The sequence below is a fragment of the Roseburia sp. MSJ-14 genome, assembly GCF_018918225.1.
GTDB lineage: Bacteria > Bacillota > Clostridia > Lachnospirales > Lachnospiraceae > Petralouisia.
Map to the genome: position 1 here is coordinate 301,367 of NZ_JAHLQD010000050.1, position 22,565 is coordinate 323,931.

Consider the following 22,565-nt stretch of genomic DNA (forward strand, 5'->3'; position numbering starts at 1 on the left):
CGCTGTTGTAAATGAGTGACTTAAAAAGTTACTCGGCTACCTCTGATTATATTAAATAATCAGAGGTTTTTCAAGTATTTTCTCTCAATATTACTCTGCTTTTGAAGAAATAATTTTTTCCTGAACAGACTTTGGTACTGGCTCATATTTTTCAAAGAACATAGAGTAGTTACCACGTCCCTGTGTTCTGGAACGTAAGTCTGTAGAATATCCAAACATTTCAGCAAGTGGTACGAATGCGCGTACAATCTTACCACCACCGATATCGTCCATTCCTTCGATACGTCCACGACGGGAGTTGATATCACCGATAACATCACCCATGTATTCTTCTGGCATAGTTACTTCTACTTTCATGATAGGCTCTAATAATACTGGAGCTGCTTTCTTCATAGCTTCCTTGAATGCCATAGATCCGGCAATATGGAATGCCATTTCAGAAGAGTCGACTTCATGGTAAGATCCATCATATACAGTAGCGTGTACACCAACTACAGGGAATCCTGCAAGAATACCAGCCTTTGTAGCTTCTTCGATACCTTCACCAACTGCCGGGATATATTCCTTAGGAATAGCACCACCAACAACTTCAGAATCAAATTTGAATAATTCTTCTCCGTTGGCATCCATTGGCTCGAATCTAACTTTACAGTGTCCGTACTGTCCACGTCCACCAGACTGTTTTGCATATTTGTATTCCTGATCTACAGGCTTTGTAAATGTTTCTTTGTAAGCAACCTGTGGAGCACCAACATTAGCTTCTACCTTGAATTCACGAAGCAGACGGTCAACGATGATTTCCAAATGAAGCTCACCCATACCAGCAATAATTGTCTGTCCTGTTTCTGTATTTGTATGAGCACGGAATGTTGGGTCTTCTTCTGCAAGTTTTGCAAGAGCTTCACCCATCTTACCCTGTCCAGCTTTTGTCTTAGGTTCAATAGCCAACTCGATAACTGGTTCTGGGAATTCCATAGACTCTAAGATTACAGGATGCTGTTCATCACAGATGGTATCACCTGTTGTTGTAAACTTAAATCCAACTGCTGCTGCAATATCTCCAGAGTAAACTTTATCAAGTTCTTCTCTCTTATTTGCATGCATCTGAAGAATACGTCCTACACGTTCCTTCTTGCCCTTTGTTGCATTCAATACATAAGAACCAGCATTCATTGTACCTGAGTAAACACGGATAAACGCAAGTTTACCAACGAATGGGTCTGTCATAATCTTAAATGCAAGAGCTGCGAAAGGTTCATCATCAGAAGAATGCTTTTCGATTTCATTACCATCTAAGTCAACACCCTTGATAGCAGGGATGTCTAATGGAGATGGCATGTATTCAACGATAGCATCCAATAACTTCTGAACACCTTTGTTACGATAAGCAGATCCACAGCAAACAGGAACAGCTGTACACTCACAAGTTCCTTTTCTTAATGCTGCTTTCATTGCATCTACAGATGGTTCTTCACCTTCTAAGTATTCCATCATCAAATCATCATCTAATTCACATACTTTTTCTACTAACTCTGTATGATACAGTTCTGCGTCTTCTTTCATATCATCAGGAATATCAACTACAGAAATATCATCACCCTTTTCATCATTATAGATGTAGGCTTTCATTTCAAATAAATCGATAATTCCCTTAAAATCATCTTCCTTACCGATTGGTAACTGAAGAACGATTGCATTTTTACCTAAACGTGTCTTAATCTGATCTACTGCTCCATAGAAATCAGCTCCTAAAATGTCCATCTTATTGATGAATGCCATTCTAGGTACGTTATAGGTATCCGCCTGACGCCATACGTTTTCAGACTGAGGTTCTACTCCACCCTTTGCACAGAAGACACCAACGGCGCCATCAAGTACACGAAGTGAACGCTCAACTTCAACTGTAAAGTCAACGTGTCCTGGAGTATCAATGATGTTGATACGGTGTTCCAGTGCACCTTTCTTTGGCTTTGTAAACTCTTCCAAAGTCCAGTGACATGTTGTAGCGGCGGAAGTAATGGTAATACCTCTTTCCTGCTCCTGTTCCATCCAGTCCATGGTAGCAGTACCTTCATGAGTATCACCAATCTTATAGTTAACACCGGTATAGTAAAGAATACGCTCTGTTGTTGTTGTCTTACCAGCATCAATATGAGCCATAATACCAATGTTTCTGGTTCTCTCTAATGGATATTCTCTTCCAGCCAAGGTCTTTTCCTCCTAAATTTCTTAAACAAAGATAATGCTGTTTCGATTAGAAACGATAATGTGCAAAAGCCTTGTTTGCTTCTGCCATCTTGTGCATATCTTCTTTTTTCTTTACAGATGCGCCTGTATTGTTAGCTGCATCCATAATCTCATTTGCCAATCTTTCTTCCATGGTCTTCTCGCCTCTCTTACGGGAGAACAGAGTTAACCAACGAAGAGCTAAAGCCTGACGTCTGTCAGCTCTTACTTCGATTGGTACCTGATATGTTGCTCCACCGATACGTCTTGCCTTTACCTCTAATACTGGCATTACGTTGTTCATAGCCTCTTCGAATACTTCGATAGCTGGCTTTTCGGTCTTCTCTGCAACTCTGTCAAATGCTCCATATACAATCTTCTGAGCTACGCCTTTCTTACCATCTAACATAATGTTATTGATAAGTTTTGTAACCACTTTGTTGTTGTACATTGGATCTGCTAAAACGTCTCTTTTCTGAGTATGTCCTTTACGTGGCACGTCGCTTCCCTCCTTAATCATGTTTTTATTTTTTCGATTAATTCAACGGTACTCACATTTTTGTGTTCGTGCGGAAATTTATCTATTCAAAAAGAATGTACGCTCTCGCGTTTTCCAACACTAACCATTGCAATTGCTTCTTACCGAACATTTTGTCCAATAAAACACTGCTCTTACTGTGATACTATTGCTACACTAAAATTTATTTCTTAGCGTCTTTTGGTCTCTTAGCACCATACTTGGAACGAGCCTGGCGTCTATTTGCAACACCTGCTGTATCCAATGTACCACGGATGATGTGGTATCTGGTACCTGGTAAGTCCTTTACTCTTCCGCCTCGGATAAGAACAACGCTATGTTCCTGTAAGTTGTGTCCTTCACCTGGAATGTAGCTTGTTACTTCGATTCCGTTAGAAAGACGTACTCTGGCGATTTTACGAAGAGCAGAGTTAGGTTTCTTAGGAGTTGCAGTCTTAACTGCAGTACAAACACCTCTCTTCTGTGGAGAAGCTGTATCAGTTGGGCGTTTCTTCAAGGAGTTATATCCTTTCTGTAAAGCCGGTGCTGTAGACTTCTTAACAGATGTCTGTCTTCCTTTTCTTACTAACTGGTTAAATGTTGGCATCCTTTTCACCTCCTGTATTATTTATCAACATGCATTCGCATGCACGCTAAATAATTATATAAGTATAAAAGTCCTATGTCAAGCATTTTTTAGTAATTTTCCCGCATTTTACATGTAATATACGCATTTTTTATCATAAGAAACACGTTTTTCCACTTCTCAGATTATTGTTCTCCAAAAAAGAAGCTGCCACACAGCCGATAAAAATCAACTGCGGACAGCTCCTTCTTTTATTTTATTACTATTACTCTTCTACTTTTTCTGCTTCTTCTGTATTTTCAGCTTCTTCCGGCTGATAACTGAAATCCATCATATCTTCATCAAAATAGATTTCATCCAGACTATTTACATCTGTAGAAAGTTTAATATCACGATAACGTTTCATACCGGTTCCGGCAGGAATCAACTTACCAATGATTACGTTTTCCTTCAGACCAATCAATGGGTCAATCTTTCCTTTGATTGCAGCCTCGGTTAATACCTTGGTTGTTTCCTGGAAGGATGCTGCTGATAAGAAGGAGTTTGTTGCCAGGGAAGCCTTGGTAATACCAAGCATTACCTGTTTTCCTTCTGCCGGCTCTTTGCCCTCTTCTACCAACTTCTCGTTCATATCTTCGTAGTCTAAAATGTCTACTAAAGTTCCCGGTAAGAAATCAGAATCTCCGTTGTTCTCGATACGAATCTTCTTCAACATCTGACGCACGATTACTTCGATATGCTTATCGTTGATTTCTACACCTTGGAGACGATATACTCGCTGAACTTCCTGAATCATGTAGTCCTGAACCGCACGAACACCTTTAATCTTTAAGATATCATGTGGGTTTACACTACCTTCGGTCAGTTCATCACCAGCCTCTAACTCAGCTCCATCCATTACCTTGATTCTGGAACCATAAGGAATCAGATAAGCCTTTGTTTCTCCGGTTTCATTATTTGTTACAATAACTTCACGTTTCTTCTTTGTATCTTTAAGTGTTGCTGTACCAGCAAACTCTGTGATAATTGCAAGTCCCTTTGGCTTACGAGCCTCAAACAATTCTTCGACACGAGGAAGACCTTGTGTAATATCGTTACCAGCAACACCACCGGTATGGAATGTACGCATGGTCAACTGTGTACCCGGTTCACCGATAGACTGTGCTGCGATAATACCAACAGATTCACCAACCTGTACTGCCTGACCTGTTGCCATGTTTGCACCATAGCATTTTGCACAGATTCCGTTATGACAACGACAAGTAAGTACGGTACGAATCTTTACTTTGTCTAATGCATTACCATCCTTGTCTACACCTTTGCTCATTACAAGTGCTGCTCTCTTTGGTGTAATCATATGGTTTGCTTTAACTAATACATTTCCTTCTGCATCGCAGATATCTTCGCAGGAGAAACGTCCTGTAATACGTTCTTCCAGACTTTCGATTTCTTCTTTTCCGTCCATGAATGCCTTTACATACATTCCTGGTGCTTCTTTTCCTTCGCAGCAGTCAATATCACGAATAATCAATTCCTGTGATACGTCTACCAAACGTCTGGTTAAGTAACCAGAGTCAGCGGTACGAAGTGCTGTATCGGACAGACCCTTACGAGCACCATGGGCAGACATGAAGTACTCCAATACGTCCAGACCTTCACGGAAGTTTGACTTGATTGGCAACTCAATGGTACGACCAGTTGTATCTGCCATCAAACCACGCATTCCGGCAAGCTGTTTAATCTGCTTATCAGAACCACGGGCTCCGGAATCAGCCATCATAAAGATGTTGTTATACTTATCCAAACCGTCTAACAGCTCTTTGGTCAGAATATCGTCAGTCTCTTTCCATGTTTCTACTACTTCTTTATATCTTTCTTCTTCTGTAATCAAACCACGTTTGTAGTTCTTTGTAATTCTATCAACAGTATCCTGTGCTTTCTGAATCAACTCTGGTTTCTTTTCTGGTACAGTCATATCAGAAATAGAAACGGTCATAGCAGCTCTTGTAGAATACTTATATCCCATGGACTTAATATCATCCAAAACTTCAGCAGTCTTAGTTGCTCCATGAATATTGATAACTTTTTCCAAAATCTGTTTTAAACCTTTTTTACCAACATGGAAGTCTACTTCCAATTTCAGTTTGTTTTCCGGGTTTGTTCTATCTACAAATCCTAAATCCTGTGGAAGAATCTCATTGAAGATAAATCTTCCTAAGGTGGAATTTACCATTCCTGTTACTACTTCACCGTCCGGCATAGTTCTTGTCATACGAACAGTAATTCTGGAATGCAACGTCAAAGCTTCGTTCTCATATGCCAAGATTGCTTCGTTTACACTCTTGAAGAACTTACCTTCTCCTAATGCGCCCGGTCTTTCCTGTGTCAAATAGTAAATACCAAGTACCATATCCTGTGAAGGAACGGCAACCGGACCACCATCAGATGGTTTCAACAGATTGTTTGGCGACAACAGTAAGAAACGGCATTCTGCCTGTGCTTCAACAGATAATGGAAGATGCACAGCCATCTGGTCTCCGTCGAAGTCCGCGTTAAATGCGGTACAAACCAATGGATGAAGCTTAATTGCCTTACCTTCTACCAAAATGGGCTCAAATGCCTGAATACCAAGTCTATGAAGTGTAGGAGCACGGTTCAACATAACCGGATGTTCTTTGATTACTTCTTCTAACACATCCCAAACTTCAGACTGAAGTCTTTCTACCATTTTCTTAGCACTCTTAATGTTGTGAGCTGTTCCATTCGCAACTAACTCTTTCATAACGAATGGCTTGAATAATTCGATTGCCATTTCTTTTGGAAGTCCACACTGATAAATCTTAAGTTCCGGCCCTACTACGATAACGGAACGTCCGGAATAGTCAACACGTTTTCCAAGCAAGTTCTGACGGAAACGTCCGGACTTACCTTTTAACATATCAGACAAGGACTTCAATGCTCTGTTACCCGGTCCGGTAACTGGACGACCTCTTCTACCATTGTCAATCAAAGCATCTACTGCTTCCTGTAACATTCTCTTTTCGTTTCGAACAATGATATCCGGTGCGCCTAATTCTAATAATCTTCTTAAACGGTTATTTCTATTGATAATTCTACGATACAAGTCGTTCAAGTCGGAAGTTGCAAAACGTCCACCGTCCAACTGTACCATAGGACGTAAATCTGGTGGAATTACAGGAATTACATCCATAATCATCCATTCCGGCTTGTTTCCAGATCCACGGAATGCTTCTACTACCTCTAAACGTTTAATAATTCTTGCACGTTTTTGTCCGGTAGCATCCTTTAATCCTGCCTTTAATTCAGCAGCATCTTTTTCCAAATCGATGGCCTGCAACAATTCTTTGATTGCCTCTGCACCCATTCCTACACGGAAGTCACTACCGAATTTTTCTCTTGCTTCCTGATATTCTGCTTCAGACAATACCTGCTTATACTGCAAATCTGAAGTTCCTTTATCTAATACGATATAGGAAGCAAAGTACAATACTTTCTCCAATGTTCTTGGAGAAAGGTCAAGGATTAATCCCATTCTACTTGGGATTCCCTTGAAGTACCAGATATGGGAAACAGGAGCTGCAAGCTCAATATGTCCCATACGCTCTCTACGCACGCTCGCTTTGGTGATTTCTACACCACAGCGATCGCACACAACGCCTTTATAACGGATTTTCTTGTATTTACCACAGTGGCATTCCCAGTCCTTACTTGGTCCGAAAATCTTCTCACAGAACAATCCATCTTTTTCCGGTTTTAAAGTTCTATAGTTAATGGTCTCTGGCTTTTTTACCTCGCCTCTGGACCACTCTCTGATTTTTTCAGGTGATGCCAGACCAATCTTAATTGCATCAAATGTGATTGGCTGGTAATTTTCTTTATTCATTGTCTCTGGCATGTATGACACTCCTTTCCCTTTTTATTCTTCGTCAAGAACATCATCAAAGTCGCCGAAATCGTCCTCTTCGTTTGCCTCTTCTTCTACATCTACTAATTCTTCGTCTTCATTGAACTCCTGCTTCTGGAATCCCATCTCGCCGAAGGATTCGTCTTCTTCAAATGCGAAATTACGATCTCCCGCAATCACAGAATTCAAATCAGTATTTCCGTATTCGCTGGTTTCCATCAGCTCTACTTCTTCTCTATTTTCATCAAGGACTTTTACATCCAAACCTAAAGACTGAAGTTCTTTTAAAAGTACCTTAAAGGATTCTGGAATTCCCGGTTCAGGAATATTGTCACCCTTAATAATTGCTTCGTAAGTCTTAACACGTCCAATAACATCGTCGGATTTTACTGTTAAGATTTCCTGCAATGTATAAGATGCACCATATGCCTCTAATGCCCAAACTTCCATTTCTCCGAAACGCTGTCCACCGAACTGCGCCTTACCACCTAATGGCTGCTGTGTTACTAATGAGTAAGGACCGGTAGAACGTGCATGGATCTTATCGTCTACCAAGTGATGCAATTTCAGGTAATGCATGTGTCCAATGGTTACCGGACTGTCGAAGTATTCTCCTGTTCTACCATCACGAAGTCTTACTTTACCGTCACGAGAGATTGGAACACCTTTCCACAATTCTCTGTGGTCTCTGTTTTCGGATAAGTATTCTAAAACTTCTGGTAAAAGTTCTTCGCCATGTTTCTTCTCAAATTCTTCCCAAGACAGATTTACATAATCATTTGCTAAATCCAAGGTATCCATAATATCAACTTCGTTCGCTCCGTCGAATACAGGAGTTGCAATGTTGAATCCTAATGCCTTAGCTGCCAAACTCAAATGAATTTCAAGCACCTGTCCAATATTCATACGAGAAGGCACACCCAATGGGTTCAATACGATATCCAACGGACGTCCATTTGGTAAGAATGGCATATCTTCTACCGGCAATACACGGGAAACAACACCCTTGTTACCATGACGACCAGCCATCTTATCACCAACAGAGATTTTTCTCTTCTGAGCAATGTAAATACGAACTGCCTGATTTACTCCAGGAGACAATTCATCTCCATTTTCTCTTGTAAATACTTTTGCATCTACAACAATACCATATTCACCATGTGGTACCTTTAAGGATGTATCTCTTACTTCTCTTGCTTTCTCACCGAAAATTGCACGAAGTAATCTTTCTTCTGCTGTAAGTTCTGTTTCTCCCTTCGGAGTAACTTTACCTACCAGGATATCGCCGGCACGCACTTCCGCACCGATACGAATGATACCTCTTTCATCCAAATCTTTCAGTGCATCATCACCAACCCCCGGAACGTCTCTTGTGATTTCTTCCGGTCCTAATTTGGTGTCACGCGCTTCTGCTTCATATTCCTCGATGTGTACGGAAGTGTAAACATCTTCCTGTACTAATCTTTCACTTAACAGAACAGCATCTTCGTAGTTATAACCTTCCCAGGTCATAAATCCGATTAACGGGTTCTTTCCTAATGCCAATTCTCCGTTAGATGTAGATGGTCCGTCTGCAATAACCTGACCCTTTTCTACGCGTTCACCCTTGAACACGATTGGTCTCTGGTTGTAGCAGTTAGACTGGTTACTTCTTGAAAACTTAGTTAATTTATAAACATCACGGTTACCATCATCTGTTTTAATGGTAATCTCGTTAGATACAGAACGTTCTACAATACCTGCATTTTTTGCAACTACACAAACTCCGGAGTCAACTGCTGTCTTAGGTTCCATACCGGTTCCTACAACCGGTGCTTCTGTTGTCAAAAGCGGTACTGCCTGACGCTGCATGTTAGATCCCATCAACGCACGGTTTGCATCATCGTTTTCCAAGAAAGGAATTAACGCTGTAGCCACGGAGAACACCATCTTAGGAGATACGTCCATGTAATCAAACATAGCCTTTTCGTATTCCTGTGTTTCTTCTCTATAACGACCGGATACAGAATTACGAACAAAATGTCCTTCTGCATCTAATGCTTCATTCGCCTGTGCTACATGATAGTTATCTTCTTCGTCCGCTGTCATATATACAACTTCATCGGTTACGCGTGGATTCTTTGGATCTGTTTTATCAATCTTACGATATGGTGCTTCAATGAATCCATATTCATTAATTCTCGCATAAGTTGCAAGGGAGTTAATCAAACCGATGTTAGGACCTTCAGGAGTCTCGATTGGGCACATTCTTCCGTAATGGGAATAATGAACGTCACGAACTTCAAATCCGGCACGGTCTCTGGACAAACCACCTGGTCCCAATGCTGATAAACGTCTCTTATGTGTTAACTCACCCAATGGGTTGTTCTGATCCATAAACTGTGACAACTGGGAAGAACCGAAGAATTCTTTTACCGCAGCTGTTACCGGTTTAATATTAATCAAGCTCTGCGGAGAAATTCCCTGTAAATCCTGAGTAGTCATTCTCTCACGAACTACTCTTTCCATTCTGGAAAGACCGATACGATACTGATTCTGCAATAATTCACCCACTGCACGAATACGTCTGTTTCCTAAGTGGTCAATATCGTCATCGTTTCCTAATCCATATTCTAAGTGCATATTATAGTTAATAGATGCAAGAATATCTTCCTTAGTAATATGTTTTGGAATCAAATCAGTAGCATTTCTATGAAGCGCTTCTTTGATTTCATCTAAACTTTCGTTTTCTTCTAATATTTTTTCTAAAACAGGGTAATATACTAATTCTGTAATACCAAGTTTCTTTGCCTCTGCCTTATCAATATCAACATAGCTTGTAACGTCTACCATCATATTAGATAATACTTTGATATTACGTTCTTCGCCCTGAATCCATACAAACGGAACAGCAGCATTCTGAATAGATTCTGCTAATTCTCTTGTTACAAGAGTTCCGCTCTCTGCAAGGATTTCTCCGGTAGATGCATCCACTACATCTTCTGCTAATACCTGTCCGCTGATACGGTTCTTAAGAGCCAGTTTCTTATTAAACTTATAACGTCCTACCTTCGCAAGATCATAACGTCTTGGGTCAAAGAACATTGCATTAATAAGACTTTCTGCACTTTCTACAGTGAGTGGTTCACCCGGGCGAATCTTCTTATATAACTCCAGCAAACCTTCCTGATAGTTGGTTGCTGTATCTTTTCCAAAACTTGCAACGATTTTTGGTTCTTCACCAAATAAATCAATGATTTCTTGATTGGTTCCAATACCTAATGCACGAATCAAAACAGTAACCGGTACCTTTCTGGTACGGTCTACACGCACATAAAAGACATCGTTAGAATCTGTTTCATACTCTAACCATGCTCCACGGTTTGGAATTACGGTACAAGAATAAAGGGTCTTACCCACTTTATCGTGTGCAATCCCATAATAAATACCAGGAGAACGTACCAACTGGCTAACGATAACACGTTCTGCACCATTGATTACGAATGTTCCTGTTTCTGTCATAAGAGGCAAATCGCCCATGAAGATTTCGTAATCTTTAACTTCTTCAACAGCCTCTTTGTTGTAAAATCTTACTTTTACTTTCAAAGGAGCGGCATAAGTTGCATCTCTTTCCTTACACTCCGCGATTGAATATTTTACATCGTCCTCACACAATGTAAAATCAACGAACTCCAGACTCAACTGTCCGCTGTAATCTGCGATTGGAGAAATATCGGCAAACACTTCTTTTAATCCTTCGTCAAGGAACCATTGATAGGAGTCCTTCTGAACCTCAATCAAGTTTGGCATTTCCAATACTTCTTTTTGTCGCGAGTAACTCATACGAACGCTTTTTCCTGCTTTAATCGGACGTATTCTGTTTTTCTCCATTGACGTTTCACCTCTCGTTTTATATTTATATCTATCTAATAGCAATATGCAGTTAAATCAGAATGAAAAACAACAAAATGTTGTACTCATCCACATACATTTCACAAAATGCATGCAAGGCTTGATTTTCCTATATTTCCTAATGAAATGAGCCTATGTCACCACAATAGTGCACCCTATATGATAGCATAACTCCCCATAAAACGTCAAGATATTTTTTAAATTATTTTTTTCAATAAATATATGGGATTTTCTCATTAAGTATTGAGCCGAGAATAAATTCTTTCAAAATCGCATTGCCTTTTCAGCGGATTGCCAGTGACAATCCTCTGCCACCGGCACGCGTTGCGCTTTCAACTTCAACATTGAGACGTGATTTCCACAGAAAACTTCGTTTTCCGTGGAAACGCGGGCTTTCGCCCTATAAAGCAAAAAGAAACCACTCTGCCGAGAATAAATTCTCTCAGAGCGGTTTCTTTCCGCTTTACACGTCTCAATGCTTACGCGATTATTTTAAAGTAACTTTTGCGCCTTCTGCTTCTAACTTAGTCTTGATATCTTCAGCTTCTGCTTTTTCTGCAGCTTCTTTTAATACCTTAGGAGCTCCGTCAACTACTTCTTTAGCTTCTTTTAATCCTAATCCAGTTACTTCACGAACTACTTTGATAACCTTAACTTTGTTTGGTCCAACTTCTGTTAATTCTACGTCAAACTCAGATTTCTCTTCGCCTGCTGCTGCTCCGTCTCCACCAGCTGCTGCTACTACAACACCTGCTGCTGCGGATACACCAAATTCTTCTTCACATGCTTTTACTAAATCATTTAATTCTAATACGCTTAACTCTTTAATAGCTTCGATAAATTCTGCTGTTGTTAACTTTGCCATTATAGTTTACCTCCGTTTAATATTGGTTTTATTTTTCTTATTTTACTATCGTTCTTTCATAAGAACAAATTTGCAACTCGTTTATCTCACTAAATTCAAACGATTTCTCGTTGTTTTCAGCTTCTGCGGTTGCTTATTCTGCTGCTGGAGCTTCTTCTGCTGGTGCAGCTACTGCTGCATCTGCTGCGCCACCCTGTTCTGCAATCTGGTTAAGAACACGAGCAAGGTTGGTAATAGGAGACTGAATACTTCCAAGCAATTTGGAAAGTAATTCTTCTCTGGATGGAACAGAAGCAACTGCTTTGATTCCATCTGCATCATAGAAAGTACCTTCTACGACACCTGCTTTTAATTCTAATGCTGGTGCTGTTTTTGCAAACTTAGAAAGGATTCTTGCTGGTGCTGTTGCATCATCCTTAGAAATTGCAATAGCATTTGGTCCTTCTAATAAAGAAGACATGCTTTCGAAATCTGTTCCCTTGAATGCAAAATTCATTAATGTGTTCTTATATACTTTATAAGTAACACCAGCTTCTCTTAATTCTTTACGCAATGCTGTAACTTCTTCAACAGTAAGTCCACGGTAGTCAACTAATACGACTGACTGTGCGTCTTTAATCTGTTCAGAAATTTCCTGTACGATAGGCTGTTTCAGTTCTACTTTTGCCACGAATCGTGCACCTCCTTATATATTTTTATATGCGGGCTTTTAAATTGCAAATAAGCACTTTAAAAGCCCCTTTGTCCGAGACAAAGAGGCTTGAAATAATCATTTCGTATTCACCATTCGGTAAATTTCCTCGGCAGGTCCTATGGTTATGCCTTACGGCACCTGCTGTCTTCGGCAATATGCTTTGCTATTATAGCACTGTCTATATTAGATGTCAACACCAATTTTAAACAAACTTAGCTGTGTTAACCTTTACACCAGGTCCCATTGTAGGAGCTAAAGAAACGCTCTTTAAGTACTGACCTTTTAAGGTTGCTGGTTTAGCCTTGATGATGGCATCCATAAGAGTCTGGAAGTTGTCCGCTAATTGTTCTTCTGTAAAAGATGCTTTTCCAACTGGCACATGGATAATGTTTGTTTTATCTAATCTGTACTCAATCTTACCAGCTTTAATGTCATTTACAGCTTTGGTAACGTCCATAGTAACAGTTCCTGCTTTTGGGTTTGGCATTAATCCCTTAGGTCCGAGTACACGTCCTAAACGACCAACAACACCCATCATGTCAGGTGTAGCAACAACAACGTCAAAGTCTAACCATCCATCGTTCTGAATCTTTGGAATTAATTCTTCTCCTCCAACGTGATCTGCTCCTGCTGCTAATGCTTCGTCTACTTTATCGCCTTTTGCGAATACCAAAACTTTTACAGTCTTACCAGTTCCGTGTGGTAATACTACCGCACCACGAATCTGCTGTTCTGCATGACGTCCGTCACAACCGGTTCTGATATGAGCTTCAATTGTTTCGTCAAATTTAGCAACTGCTGCTTTCTTTACTAAGCTGATTGCTTCTGCTGTGTCATACTGCACAGCTCTGTCGATAGCTTTTGCAGCTTCAACGTATTTCTTTCCTCTTTTCATTAAAATAACCTCCTAGTGGTAATATCGGGAGTAGGTCCCTCCCACGATTTTACATATCAATTCAATTTATAAGGTAGTTCTGTTCACTAAGGCGCAATCTTCGCCATGGGCTCGATTTTGCCAAGTTGCTTTCAGCCTATTCCTCTACAGTAACACCCATACTACGAGCTGTTCCTGCGATCATGCTCATAGCTGCTTCTAATGTAGCTGCATTTAAATCTTTCATCTTTAATTCTGCGATTTCCTGAACTTTTGCCTTGGAAATAGTTGCTACCTTTGTTTTGTTAGGTACAGCAGAACCAGATTTGATGTTACATGCCTTTTTGATTAATACTGGTGCTGGTGGAGTCTTTGTGATGAAGCTAAAGCTTCTATCTGAATATACGGTAATAACTACCGGAATAATTAAATCTCCCTGATCAGCTGTTTTTGCGTTGAACTGTTTTGTAAATTCAACGATATTTACACCATGCTGTCCAAGTGCAGGTCCAACTGGTGGTGCAGGTGTAGCCTTTCCAGCAGGAATCTGTAATTTGATGTATCCTTCTACTTTCTTTGCCATTTGGAAATTCCTCCTTTAAATTTTTGCATCTTATAACTTTCTAATATCTGTGAAACTTATTTCTACTGGTGTTTCACGACCAAACAAGTCAACATTGATTGTAACCATCTGTTTTCCATGGTTAATGGATTGGATAAGCCCAACGGTATCTTTCCACACGCCGCCGGTAACTCTTACGGAATCGCCTTCCTCAAAGTCTACAACCACATTGTCAACCTGGATACCCAACGGTCTCATTTCAGCTTCAGTGAGTGGTACCGGCTTGGATCCCGGACCAACAAATCCGGTTACGCCTCTGGTATTTCTAACCACATACCATATATCATCATTCATAACCATGTTAATAAGAACATATCCCGGAAACATTTTCTTCTCAACAGTCTTTTTCATACCGTTTTTCATTTCCACAACGCTCTGCATCGGAACCCTTACTTCCAGAATCTGATCTTCTAAGTGCCGATTTTCAATTGTTTTCTCAATGTTCTCTTTGACTTTGTTTTCATAACCAGAATAGGTATGAACTACATACCAGTTTGCCTCTGCCATAAATCACCTATGCCTCCTATAATTTTACCAGGATATCCACACCATACTTGATAATTGAATCCAGTATGGCGATAATCAGACCCAAGATAATTGAAACAACTGTAACAGCCGTTGTCTGTTTGATAAGTGATTTCTTGTCTGGCCAAATAATTTTTGAAAATTCAGCCTTAAGACCGGTGAACCAGCTCGTCTTCGGAGCTTTTTCTGTATTGGTTTCTCCCATTTTGTCACTTCCTTTGCTCAATCCTATTACTTCGTTTCTTTGTGTAATGTATGTGTCTTACAGAATCTACAATATTTCTTTGTCTCCATTCTGTCTGGATGAGCTTTCTTATCTTTTGTCATGTTGTAATTACGTTGTTTACATTCTGTACATGCCAATGTAATTTTTGTGCGCACAACTTCCACCTCCACTTAATTTCTAATTTTAGGCATAAAAAAAAGACCTACTTCCATCGCTAGTCTAATATATCACAATCCCTTTTTCGCGTCAACTCTTTTTTACATAATTGACTGATTCAAATATTGTAGCACTACATATAGTAGAAATCAAGTCTTTTTCTATTTTCATTTTACTAGTTATAAATTACTAGTGACAAACTTCTTTTCTTATTATATAATATGAAATTATAAAAATTTTACAAATCAAGTGTAATTTTTTTCAATAATTAACCGATATACTCCATAAAGGATTACACGGAGTAACAAAACCCCCATGCTTCGGCATGAATTTCACGGATGAAAGGAGGGGATTGATGTGGCTACAATAGATACTGCTTACGGCTATTATCTTAGTACTTATGCCAGTAAATCTGCATCCCGCTATGATACGCACAAAAAGAGCGAACTGCGTAACATCTATAACACAATCGTAAAAATCAATAAAGAGTCCCCTCTATATAAGATTCAGAATACAGGGGATGTTCAAAGGTTTGCCATTGACATCAAAGAAAATGCCCGCAATATCAAGAACGTAGTGGCTTCTCTTTCCGATGATGATGATATCACCAAGGCTTTCCAAAAGAAAATTGCTTTTTCTACTCAAGAGGATATTGTAACGGCTAATTATATTGGGACTTCCCAGCAGGCTGAAAATATAAACAGTTTTGAAATAGAGGTTCGGCAGCTTGCGCAACCTCAGGTAAATCTGGGTTCTTTCCTGGCAAAAGATCATTTAGACTTAAGACCGGATACCTATGCTTTTGATTTAAGTACAAATTCTGCCGCATATGAATTCCAATTTACCGTTGCACCTACCGATAGCAATTACGATGTTCAGGAAAAAATCGCAAATTTAATTACAAATTCGGGCATTAACTTGCAGTCTTCTGTAATTGAAGATTCACAGGGCAGAAGTGCTATTCGAATTGAATCCGTAAATACAGGACGTAATGTTGGCGAGGAGTATCTGTTCAATATTACCCCTCAGGGAAACCATAATTCCATGACCGCCTTGAATGTTCTGGGTATTGACCGTATTGTTGAACCTTCTCAGAATGCAGAATTTCTTTTAGACGGCAAGGAGCGTTCCTCTTTTACCAATACTTTCAGTATTAATAATGCATTTGAACTGACCTTACATAGTATTAGTGAGGAAGGAAATCCTGCTACCATTGGTTTTAAAGCAAATGTAGATGCCATTGCCGATAACATTCAGACGCTGGTTGATTCCTATAACGATATTATCGAAACTTCCGATAAATATTCCGAATCACAGCCGCAAAGCGCACTTTTATACCATGATATGAGTAGTGCTGCTTTTACTTTGCAAAATGATTTAGAGGCTGTGGGACTTATGGTGGAATCTAACGGTGAGATTTACGTTGACAAAGCTTTGTTGGCAGATGCCGTTGATACGGAGCATCCGGATGAGAGTTTTTCTGTATTAAATGATTTTAAAAATCTGTTAGATAAAAAAGCAACTACCGCTTCTCTCGACCCAATGAAGTATGTAGATAAAATTATTGTTGTTTATAAAAATCCAAATAAAACACTGGTTACACCATACATCACTTCCATCTATTCTGGTATGATGATGGATCGGTATTGTTAAAGTATAGAAACAAAGAGTCCGCTGGTCGGACTCTTTCGTATTTAAGTGGTATGTTTACCACTAATTTCATCTCCCCGAGGCATATATCCTCAGCGGAGCACTTTTTTCTTTATATTCTTCCCTCTATTTCTAATATTCTTTTTTTCGCCGGTTCATAATTGCCACATTTCTTATAATAGCAAACAGCTTCTTCTTTTTCTCCAAGACATTCATATATAACACCTATATTATAATAAGCTGAATAGGAATTAGTGCCCTTATTTTTACACTCTTTATGCTGCGTTGCCTTTTGAAATTCTTCAACCGCCTGTGTAAAGCATGCATTATTCATATAAATAAGCCCCATCAAGAACTGGAAATCCGCGCTGTCCTTAAACTCTTCGTAAATATTTTCAAAGAAAAGTGCTGTCTGTGCCTGATTACTATTCAAAAGTGCATATCCGTAAGCCTCTACCATATCTATCACATATTCTAACTTCGGATTCAAGTCATAAGAAAGTCCCTTGGAAAAATATTCGCATGCTTCCTGATATTGTTCTGCCATATAACAGCTCTTTCCTAATTGATAGAGGATATATGGGATTTGTTCTTCTATTTTCTGATATTCTGTTGTGTCTTTCTTATTTTTCTCTTTCTCTTCTTCTAAACATTGTAGTTCCTGTTGTAATAAAAGAAAATTCCGCTCTGCCTTTTTCTTTCGCTCATCCAGAGTTAAATCATACCCGGTATGTGCTATGACAACCGGTGCCTGATACGTTTTGTACTGACTTCCATCTTTTGCCACAACCTGCTCATGGATTCTTCCTTCATAGCAAAATCTTTCTTTTGAAAAAATACGATTAATCCATTCCTGATTTTCCTGCTCCTGCTGATTTCTGGTAAAAATATTTTTTCTTCGGATTCTCCCTACCTGCTCTGGATATTCATTCAGCAAATCATATAGTTTTTCCGTATCTATTTCTTCTAAAAACTCATCACTGTCTATCACCATTACATATGGCTGCTGTGCTTTTGATATGGCATAATTTTTTGCAAGGGCAAAATCATTACGCCATGCAAATTCATATACCTTATCGGTATATTGACTTGCAATTTCTCTGGTTCTATCCGTAGAACCTGTATCCACTACTACTATCTCAAAATCATAAGGTTTTAAACACTGAAGACAGCGTGCAATATTCTTTTCTTCGTTTTTTGCAATAATACAAACCGATAACATGTGATATTCCTTTTTCCTATTCTCCAAACAGTTCCCACACCCGTTTTTCAAAAGCATTCTGAGAAAAAATTGTTTCGTACACTTTTCTTCCATTTTCCCCAATCACTTTTAATTCCGGAAAACTGTCTATTACTAACAACAATCGTTTCTTTAATTCTTCTACATTTCCTGCCGGAAATACCAATGCGCTGACGCAATCTTCTAAATAACGTGACACCCCCGTCATATCCGAGCAAATACATAATTTTGACAACATCATGCCCTCTACGATACAGGCATTCGTTGCATCTTCTCTGGAAGGTGCTACCAGACAGTCCATGGTTTTCATCAGCTCTAACACTTCTTCGTGCTCCACCGGTGGCAAATGGTGAACATTCCCCCATGCATTTTCCAATTTTTGAATAATGTGGTATAAATGCCTCATATCTTCTTCCACATGCCCTAAAAAGAAAAATTCGGAACGTTCTAAAAATGTTTGGGGCAAATCAAGAATTGCCTTAAGCAGTAAATCCTGTCCTTTTATATAATCAAAATAGTAGCTTGGAAGTAAAAAGCGCACCTTGGAAGAAACCGTTTCTGCGGATTGTTCAGCCGCATCCTCTGTTTGTCCCGACACAATATCCTCTACTCCAAAGTTCAACACTTGGGTATTATAATGATATGTCTCCTTAATATAATCATGTACTAAGTCTCCCGCTGCATATACTCTCACATTCTCGTTAAGCTGATTCCAAAACTCATCTTTTATGTTATCCTTATACACTTTAAAATAAGCCGGTGGTTCATGAATCCACCAATGCAGTATTTTTCCACATCCATTTAATTTTTCCACTATCGGTAACATAGAAAGTGTGTTTGCAAAAACTTCGTCTGCCTCCGTTACTTGTGCAAGAAATGTCTCTGAAAGCATATCCGGTTCAATTTGAACTTTCATTCCCATTTGTTGAAACTTCTGCCCCATGGCACCTTCTAGCTGAGATATAACCGTAATCTCATACTTTTCTTTTAATACCCACAACAAATTTCTTAATACACCGATTCCTCCCGCTCCTTCCAGACACGGTACCAGCACTGTCATTTTTTTCATCTTATTGCCTTTCTGCTGCAAAAACAAACCGCTCTGCCTCATACAGTGGTCTTTCTGCCGGATTTCTACTTGCCATAAGTTCCTCTAATTGCTTTTTTTCTTCCTTATTAAGTACTGCCGCTCTATAATGAAAGTCTTTTAACGCTACTCCACATTCATTAAACAATGCTACGATTTCATCCAATGTAAATCCATCTTTAAGCCGGCTGATACATTGCCTATTATCCACAGTGAGCAGCAATTTTCCTCCTGCTTTTACACATTTACTTGCCTTTTTCAACATTTTGTCTGCTTTCTTTTTCGGGTTTAATACTCCATCCAAAATCACATAATCATACGCTTTCAATGACATATCTGTTTCTAAAAAATCGGTGCATGTTACTTCTGCCACATGTGTTGCAAGCTCTGCCAGTTTTTCGTTTTTCTCAATACCGCACACACGGCTTTGCGGATATTTACTTTGAATTCTTGCCAGTGTTGCTCCCAGCTTACACCCTACTTCCAATACGGAAAATTCTTCTTGCTGTGGTTTTATCATATTTACCAATGCTGATTCCACATAGCTGTAAGGAATATAGTCTATTCCATATTTGTTTGCCAGTTTAGACTGATTTTCCAGCAATATTTTTCTATATTTCTCCTGTTGTTTTCCAAAGGATTTTCCGCCATGATGAAAGATAAAACTATTTTTGCACAGTAGCAATTCATATCCATTTTTCAGTAACCGAATACTCAGGTCATTATCTTCATAATTCCCCGGCGAAAAACGATTATCCAACACCTCCGGCAAACGGTCCTTTGCTGTTCCTTCGGCTTCTAATATTTTATTAATGGCTGTTCGCTTAATCAGCATGGCAAAACCTACCAGCCATCCCTTTTTCTCATAAGGATATTCCATTTCTACATTATTCTTCTCTGCAAACGCCATCCACTCTTCTACGGTATTAAACTGTTCCGGCACTTGTTGGTAATTCACCACGTTGTTAGAAACACTTCCCACCGCGCCTACTTTTTCACTGGAATAAAGTCCTTTTCGCAGCCAATACAGTGCATTTTTCGGTACAATGGTATCGTTATTTAAAAGAAATATGTCTGCTTCTTTGTCCGCTGCTGCAATTCCCTGATTACAAGCATAAGGGAATCCTTTGTTTTCTGTATTTGCAATTAATATAACATCGGATTGCTCCCTTAGCCACTCCACAATCCCATCTGTTGAAGCATTATCCACTACAATGAGCTGATATATTTCTGCCGGATTGTTTACTCGAATGCTCTTGATGCATTCTTTGGTTAATTCTGCATTGTTATAAGATATAATTACAATGGCTGTTTTTGGATAACACATATCCGTTGGTCTCTTATTCGCTATCATAAACTTCCTTCTCTCTTAAGTACCCCCAAAATGTCTGGTTCTGTGTAATTGTGGTTTCTTCTAAATTTGTTCTCCAGTTAAGTTTAAAAAAAGATGCTTTTGTCGTCCACTCCCGATATTTCTTTCTGTCAAACTTTCGGTTCAGATTCTTCTGTAATTCAAATACTACCGTATCGCTTACCGGGCAATCTTCTATCATCTTATGTACTTCTGAAAACGTATCATATGCCACCGCTGCCACATAATCTATCAGGAAATAATCTATCAAAGAGTCATTTACTTCCCAGTAATACCAGAAGCTCTCCATTAAAAATCGTGCAAACAGGCTCTTTGGCGGAACTTTCAGGCAATTACAAGACCATCGCCCCTGTGCTACATCCGACTTCCAAATAGCATTGGGGTATTTGATTGTCCAAAACGTATCTTTTTCTAAAAGTGCTTTTTCCAAGCTATCACTAACAAAATAGGTAGCATCTATCCACATTCCACCATAACGATACAGCAGTTCTGCCCGCAATATATCTGACAAATGCGTAAGTGTTATCTTTCCTTCCTGAAACTTCCGGATGATTGTATCTGTAAACGTAACATACTCCATACAGTTTTCCAGTGTAATAAAACGAAGTACTGCCTTTTCCCCGGGAATGTTTTTCTGAATACTCTTTAGGCACACCTGTACCAACTCCGGAAGGGAATCCTCGCCTTGCCACCAACACACCCATATGGGTATTTTTCCCTCAAAGTCATCCTTTTGATAAATTTCTTCTGCCAGGCTTTTCATCTGTTCCCTATTTCCTGCATAGGATTCATATAGTTGCAATAAGGGTTTTACTACTGTTTTTACATATTGGTATTTGAGTTGCATACCCTTTATATCATTTAAGAAGTCCTTTGTTTCTATCATTTTAACGTACTCTTCCCGAACGGAATATGACTGGTTCAACAGCCACACACGAAATAAACGTTCTGATAAAAATCCCATAACTCTTCCCTGATAATCATCGTATTTTGAAAAATCTATTCTCTTTTCTACTTCAAATAAAATATCAAACAACCATGTGCAATATGCATCAAAAATTTCTTTTCGGGTAATCCACATATTTCCCATAGTGATTAGGTTCGCATGCATTGCTACCTGAAATGCAGTTGTATACTCCGGATATTTTTCCCGTATCACTTCGCCACACAATGCCAAGTCTTCCACATCATGTCTTGCTGCATAATGGGCTTCCATACATCCTTCCTCTGCACATCTGCTATCGGGAATTATCATATCGTAACTTTGCAGCGTGGTTTCAATATATTCCTTATCCAGAATCTGCTCATTCTTTACGAAAAATCTCCTATAATGGCAAATTCCTACCATATCACAATTTACATTTTTCCAAAGCCAATACAATCCGGTCAATTCACAATAACTACTGTTTTTTTCTGAAATAGAATCTCCGGTGTCATCACCTATATAGCCCAGGTCTTCCTTGCCTTTTTTCCCTACCTGAAGCGGAATATAAATCTCATTTTGAATTGGCTCTATTTTTTTATGTGTCATAACATAAATTCTTGTATCCATAATCCCCTCTCCTACATAGTAATGAAACTATATGACTTATCATCTACTGTTATTTTTCTTTCATTTCTTACGTCTATAACCTTTGAAATCTCCGTGAAATCCCAGTCAGTTAGCAGATAAGACACATGCTTTTTCAACCACTTCCACATGGTGGCAGCCTCTGTGTCACTCATGCAATCCTTTAACCTTAGCACTGTTGCCAGCTCATATTTCCGGGTATGCTCCTTTTGAAAAAGCTGGTCTGGTGTATAAACCGCATTATATATACGATTCCAAATCGGGCATATTACCTCCGGGAAAAAATCTACCCCTACCAACGTCTTATCCCCGGAAATCTCCTTATCCTTAATCTGTCTGGACACACTTCCCACTCTTTTTAAGAACATTCCTACATCTAAAATGCTCTCTGCTTCTACTTTATCTATGATTTCAAAAAAAACATAGATATCCGTTTCATTGGTAAGTATCATGCTCTCCATTCTGTACCCTCTCCCATTAATCAACTGCCTTTATTTTAACATAGTTGTATAAATTCCTCAAATACCTTATACTTATCT

The 22,565-nt window shown here is 39.2% G+C and carries 18 protein-coding genes and 1 other annotated feature; of the genes, 1 reads left to right on the forward strand and 17 read right to left on the reverse strand.

Features of this window, described 5'->3' with window-relative positions:
- Positions 1–90 precede the first annotated feature (90 nt).
- The 12 genes from fusA to rpmG all read right to left on the reverse strand — a co-directional run bounded on the left by fusA (position 91) and on the right by rpmG (position 15,106).
- Entirely contained in the window at positions 91–2,208 is a 2,118-nt protein-coding gene (fusA, locus tag KQI83_RS14845; RefSeq protein WP_216559670.1) for an elongation factor G, read from the reverse strand.
- A 46-nt stretch (positions 2,209–2,254) separates the two neighbouring features.
- The gene (gene rpsG / locus KQI83_RS14850; protein WP_216559672.1) at positions 2,255–2,725 is read right to left on the reverse strand and encodes a 30S ribosomal protein S7; all 471 of its coding nucleotides are present in this window, start codon (positions 2,723–2,725) and stop codon (positions 2,255–2,257) included.
- A 202-nt stretch (positions 2,726–2,927) separates the two neighbouring features.
- Positions 2,928–3,350, reverse strand: a complete 423-nt coding sequence (gene rpsL, locus KQI83_RS14855) for a 30S ribosomal protein S12 (protein WP_216559674.1) — start codon at positions 3,348–3,350, stop codon at positions 2,928–2,930.
- A gap of 244 nt (positions 3,351–3,594) precedes the next feature.
- Positions 3,595–7,245 carry a DNA-directed RNA polymerase subunit beta' gene (rpoC, locus tag KQI83_RS14860; RefSeq protein WP_216559676.1) on the reverse strand — a complete coding sequence of 1,217 codons (3,651 nt, stop codon included), beginning with the start codon at positions 7,243–7,245 and terminating at the stop codon, positions 3,595–3,597.
- 21 nt (positions 7,246–7,266) lie between these two features.
- Entirely contained in the window at positions 7,267–11,124 is a 3,858-nt protein-coding gene (rpoB, locus tag KQI83_RS14865; protein WP_216559678.1) for a DNA-directed RNA polymerase subunit beta, read from the reverse strand.
- Positions 11,125–11,632: 508 nt separating this feature from the next.
- Positions 11,633–12,010, reverse strand: a complete 378-nt coding sequence (rplL, locus tag KQI83_RS14870) for a 50S ribosomal protein L7/L12 (RefSeq protein WP_216559680.1) — start codon at positions 12,008–12,010, stop codon at positions 11,633–11,635.
- A gap of 133 nt (positions 12,011–12,143) precedes the next feature.
- On the reverse strand, positions 12,144–12,680 hold the full coding sequence (gene rplJ, locus KQI83_RS14875; protein WP_216559682.1) for a 50S ribosomal protein L10: 537 nt from the start codon (positions 12,678–12,680) through the stop codon (positions 12,144–12,146).
- Positions 12,681–12,730: 50 nt separating this feature from the next.
- Positions 12,731–12,873: a sequence feature (ribosomal protein L10 leader region), on the reverse strand.
- Between the two features lie 33 nt (positions 12,874–12,906).
- A complete protein-coding gene (rplA, locus tag KQI83_RS14880) occupies positions 12,907–13,599 on the reverse strand; it encodes a 50S ribosomal protein L1 (protein WP_216559684.1) in 693 nt (230 codons plus the stop codon).
- Positions 13,600–13,735: 136 nt separating this feature from the next.
- Positions 13,736–14,161 carry a 50S ribosomal protein L11 gene (rplK, locus tag KQI83_RS14885; protein ID WP_216559686.1) on the reverse strand — a complete coding sequence of 142 codons (426 nt, stop codon included), beginning with the start codon at positions 14,159–14,161 and terminating at the stop codon, positions 13,736–13,738.
- 30 nt (positions 14,162–14,191) lie between these two features.
- Positions 14,192–14,707 (reverse strand): transcription termination/antitermination protein NusG, encoded by a 516-nt coding sequence (gene nusG, locus KQI83_RS14890; RefSeq protein ID WP_216559688.1) that lies wholly within the window; start codon positions 14,705–14,707, stop codon positions 14,192–14,194.
- Between the two features lie 16 nt (positions 14,708–14,723).
- On the reverse strand, positions 14,724–14,930 hold the full coding sequence (gene secE, locus KQI83_RS14895; RefSeq protein WP_216559690.1) for a preprotein translocase subunit SecE: 207 nt from the start codon (positions 14,928–14,930) through the stop codon (positions 14,724–14,726).
- Positions 14,931–14,956: 26 nt separating this feature from the next.
- Entirely contained in the window at positions 14,957–15,106 is a 150-nt protein-coding gene (gene rpmG, locus KQI83_RS14900; protein ID WP_117697288.1) for a 50S ribosomal protein L33, read from the reverse strand.
- Positions 15,107–15,464: 358 nt separating this feature from the next.
- Between rpmG and fliD the strand changes: the two genes are divergently transcribed.
- A complete protein-coding gene (gene fliD, locus KQI83_RS17145) occupies positions 15,465–16,760 on the forward strand; it encodes a flagellar filament capping protein FliD (protein ID WP_216559692.1) in 1,296 nt (431 codons plus the stop codon).
- A gap of 109 nt (positions 16,761–16,869) precedes the next feature.
- Here fliD and KQI83_RS14910 read toward each other — a convergent pair whose 3' ends face one another.
- Genes KQI83_RS14910 through KQI83_RS14930 form a run of 5 tightly spaced genes read right to left on the reverse strand, consistent with a single transcriptional unit; the run spans position 16,870 to position 22,487 of the window.
- The gene (locus KQI83_RS14910) at positions 16,870–17,979 is read right to left on the reverse strand and encodes a glycosyltransferase family 2 protein (RefSeq protein ID WP_216559694.1); all 1,110 of its coding nucleotides are present in this window, start codon (positions 17,977–17,979) and stop codon (positions 16,870–16,872) included.
- A 16-nt stretch (positions 17,980–17,995) separates the two neighbouring features.
- The gene (locus KQI83_RS14915) at positions 17,996–19,066 is read right to left on the reverse strand and encodes a glycosyltransferase family 4 protein (RefSeq protein WP_216559696.1); all 1,071 of its coding nucleotides are present in this window, start codon (positions 19,064–19,066) and stop codon (positions 17,996–17,998) included.
- Between the two features lies 1 nt (position 19,067).
- A complete protein-coding gene (locus KQI83_RS14920; protein ID WP_216559698.1) occupies positions 19,068–20,438 on the reverse strand; it encodes a glycosyltransferase in 1,371 nt (456 codons plus the stop codon).
- Positions 20,425–22,008: a DUF4422 domain-containing protein gene (locus tag KQI83_RS14925; protein ID WP_216559700.1), complete on the reverse strand. Its 1,584-nt coding sequence runs from the start codon at positions 22,006–22,008 to the stop codon at positions 20,425–20,427. The genes KQI83_RS14920 and KQI83_RS14925 overlap by 14 nt, the downstream gene beginning before the upstream one ends.
- Before the next feature lie 11 nt (positions 22,009–22,019).
- On the reverse strand, positions 22,020–22,487 hold the full coding sequence (locus KQI83_RS14930; protein WP_216559702.1) for a hypothetical protein: 468 nt from the start codon (positions 22,485–22,487) through the stop codon (positions 22,020–22,022).
- Positions 22,488–22,565: the final 78 nt, after the last annotated feature.